Below are 2653 nucleotides of genomic sequence, written 5' to 3' on the forward strand. Positions count from 1 at the left end.
CCGCTGCCGCCACCGCGGGCGCCCCGGCCCGCCCGGGCGGCACCCTGGCGACGGCCACCACGCCATCCGCCCGCACCGGCCTCCTCCCCGTCGTGCTGACCTGCCTCGCGCTCACCTGGCTGAACCCCCACGTGTACCTCGACACCGTGGTGCTCCTCGGCTCCGTCGGCGCCACGCACGGCGACGCCCGCTGGACGTTCGCGCTCGGCGCCGCGATCGCGAGCGCCGCCTGGTTCTTCGGCCTGGCCTACGGCGCTCGACTCCTCGGCGGCCTGCTCGCGAGCCCGCGCGCCTGGCGCGTCCTCGACGGGATCATCGCGGTCGTGATGCTCGCGATCGCGGTCTCGCTCGTGCTCCCCGCCTGACCTCCCGCCCGATCGGGGGATTGCGGATCACGGCCCCACCCGTGCTAGCGTGTCCGCCATCGTGAGCACCCACACCTGTCGCTGCTGTCGCCGCTAGGCGATCGTCCTCCCCGACGATCCCAGGGCGCGATTCCTCACGCGCCGCCGACCGCAGCCCAGCTCACGCCGCATCCGACGCGTCCGCGTCAGCCCAGCGGCATCCGTCTCGAAGCACCCTCGACCACGAGGGACGGCCCGAACCGGATGCCACGGGCCGACGTCGAAGGATGCCGGGGCCGCATCGTCGGCGCACCACCCTCCCGGCACCCTCGAAAGGACCAGCACATGTCCGGCATCCCCGTCCTCGACCTCTCCCTGCTGAACGGCACGCCCGAGCAGCAGGCGGCCTTCCGCGACGACCTGCGCCGCGCGACCCACGAGGTCGGCTTCTTCTCGCTCGTCGGCCACGGCGTGCCGGCCGAGCTCATCGACCGCGCGTACGAGGTCGCGCGCGCGTTCTTCGCGCTGCCCGAGTCGCACAAGCTCGCGATCGAGAACGTGAAGAGCCCGCACTTCCGCGGCTACACGCGCATGGGCGGCGAGCGCACGCTCGGCCGCGTCGACATCCGGGAGCAGGTCGACATCGGGGCCGAGCGACCGGCCGTGCCCGTCGGACCGGACACGCCGGACTACTGGGTCCTGCAGGGCCCGAACCTCTGGCCCGAGTCGCTGCCCGAGCTGCGCGAGGTCGCCGAGGAGTGGATCGCCCGCCTCGACGAGGTCGGCACGCGACTGCTCCGCGCTTGGGCCGAAGCGCTCGGCGCGCCGTCGGACGCGTTCGATGCCGCGTTCGCGACGCCGTCGCCGTACATGAAGGTCGTGCGCTACCCGGGCGTCGAGGCCGAGCAGCCGGCGCAGGGGGTCGGCGCGCACAAGGACCTCGGCGTGCTCACGCTCCTCTCGGTCGAGGAGGGCAAGGCCGGCCTCCAGGTCGAGAAGGACGGCCAGTGGATCGACGTCACCCCGCCGTCCGGCTCGTTCGTGGTGAACATCGGCGAGCTCCTCGAGATCGCGACCGGCGGCTACCTCAAGGCGACGCTGCACCGCGTGGTCTCGCCCGAGCCCGGCACCGAGCGCATCTCGATCCCCTACTTCCACGGGCCCTCGCTCGACGCGACGATCCCGACGATCGAGCTGCCCCCGGCCCTCGCCGCCGAGGCGCCCGGCGTCACCGACGACCCGGCGAACCCGCTGCACGCGGTCTTCGGCGAGAACTGGCTGAAGAGCCGACTGCGCGCGCACCCGAACGTGGTCGAGGCGCAGCACCCCCGCCTGCTCGTCGGGGCCTGACCGCCCGCGCGACGCCGCACCGCGGGATGATGGGGAGGTGCGCATCGAGGTCCTGCACATCGACGACTGCCCCAACTGGCGCGGCGCCGGTCGGCTGGTGCAGGACGCGCTCGAGGTCCTGGGGCGTTCCGAGCCGGTCTCCGCGCGCCTGATCGAGTCGCCCGAACAGGCCGCCGGCACCGCGTTCGCCGGCTCGCCGACGATCAGCGTCGACGGCGACGACCTGTTCCCGACCGAGGTGCCGGTGACCGAGCTCGCCTGCCGCGTCTTCGCCACGCCCGACGGGCCCGCCGGGCTGCCGACGCTCGAGCAGGTGGTCGAGCGCCTCCGCGACCACGCTCGTTCGCGGGCCTGAGCCGCGCGAGTGTCCGATCGATGTCGGTGGTGTCGCGCCGCACCCGCCGGAATCGGACACTCACCGTGTCGAACGCGGGTTCCGCCGTTCGTCGTACGTGCGTAGCGTGACCGAGAGAAGGGATTCCGCCATGGAGTACGCACTGTTCTACGCCGAGGGCGCCGACGCGCTCCCCTACGTGCCCGCCGACGACAACGTGGGCGAGTGGGTGGACGACGTCGAGGCGCGCGGCGTCTCGGAGTACGGCGAACGGCTGCGCCCCGAGCAGGATGCCACGACCGTGCGCGTGCGCGGTGGCGAGCTGCTCGTGGCCGACGGGCCGTTCAGCGAGTCGAAGGAGTCGATCGGGGGCTTCGACGTCATCGACGCGCGCGACCTCGACGAGGCGATCGAGATCGCGTCGAGGCATCCCGTGGCCTCGTTCGGGCGCGTCGAGATCCGCCCCTTCGTGCGGTGGCCCGACGCCGACCCCGACGCGCGCATCGTGCCGGCCGGGTTCGCCGAGCGACCTGCGCAGGGGCGCCGGTACCTCATGCTCGTCGTCGTCGAGCCCGGCGGCGAGCGCGCCGCGGCCGACGGCGGCTCGGCGGAGGACGACGGTCCC

4 protein-coding genes are annotated in these 2653 nt (G+C 73.5%); all 4 read left to right on the forward strand.

What is annotated here, in order from left to right; translation table 11 throughout:
- A partial coding sequence (locus tag ESO86_RS15175; protein WP_165307964.1) for a LysE/ArgO family amino acid transporter occupies positions 1 to 365 on the forward strand: 365 nt, incomplete at its 5' end.
- Between the two features lie 324 nt (positions 366 to 689).
- Entirely contained in the window at positions 690 to 1694 is a 1005-nt protein-coding gene (locus tag ESO86_RS15180; RefSeq protein WP_129235729.1) for an isopenicillin N synthase family dioxygenase, read from the forward strand.
- 37 nt (positions 1695 to 1731) lie between these two features.
- Positions 1732 to 2049, forward strand: coding sequence for a thioredoxin family protein (locus ESO86_RS15185; protein ID WP_129235730.1), 318 nt, complete (start codon positions 1732 to 1734; stop codon positions 2047 to 2049).
- A 130-nt stretch (positions 2050 to 2179) separates the two neighbouring features.
- Positions 2180 to 2653: YciI family protein (locus ESO86_RS15190; protein WP_129235731.1), on the forward strand; the 474-nt coding region annotated here is incomplete at its 3' end.

The sequence above is a fragment of the Agromyces binzhouensis genome, from assembly GCF_004135055.1.
GTDB classification, from domain to species: domain Bacteria; phylum Actinomycetota; class Actinomycetes; order Actinomycetales; family Microbacteriaceae; genus Agromyces; species Agromyces binzhouensis.

What these genes read in the sequence shown, in the direction of transcription:
- ESO86_RS15180 (WP_129235729.1), top strand. Translation starts at nt 690, where the DNA reads ATGTCCGGCATCCCCGTCCTCGACCTCTCCCTGCTGAACGGCACGCCC.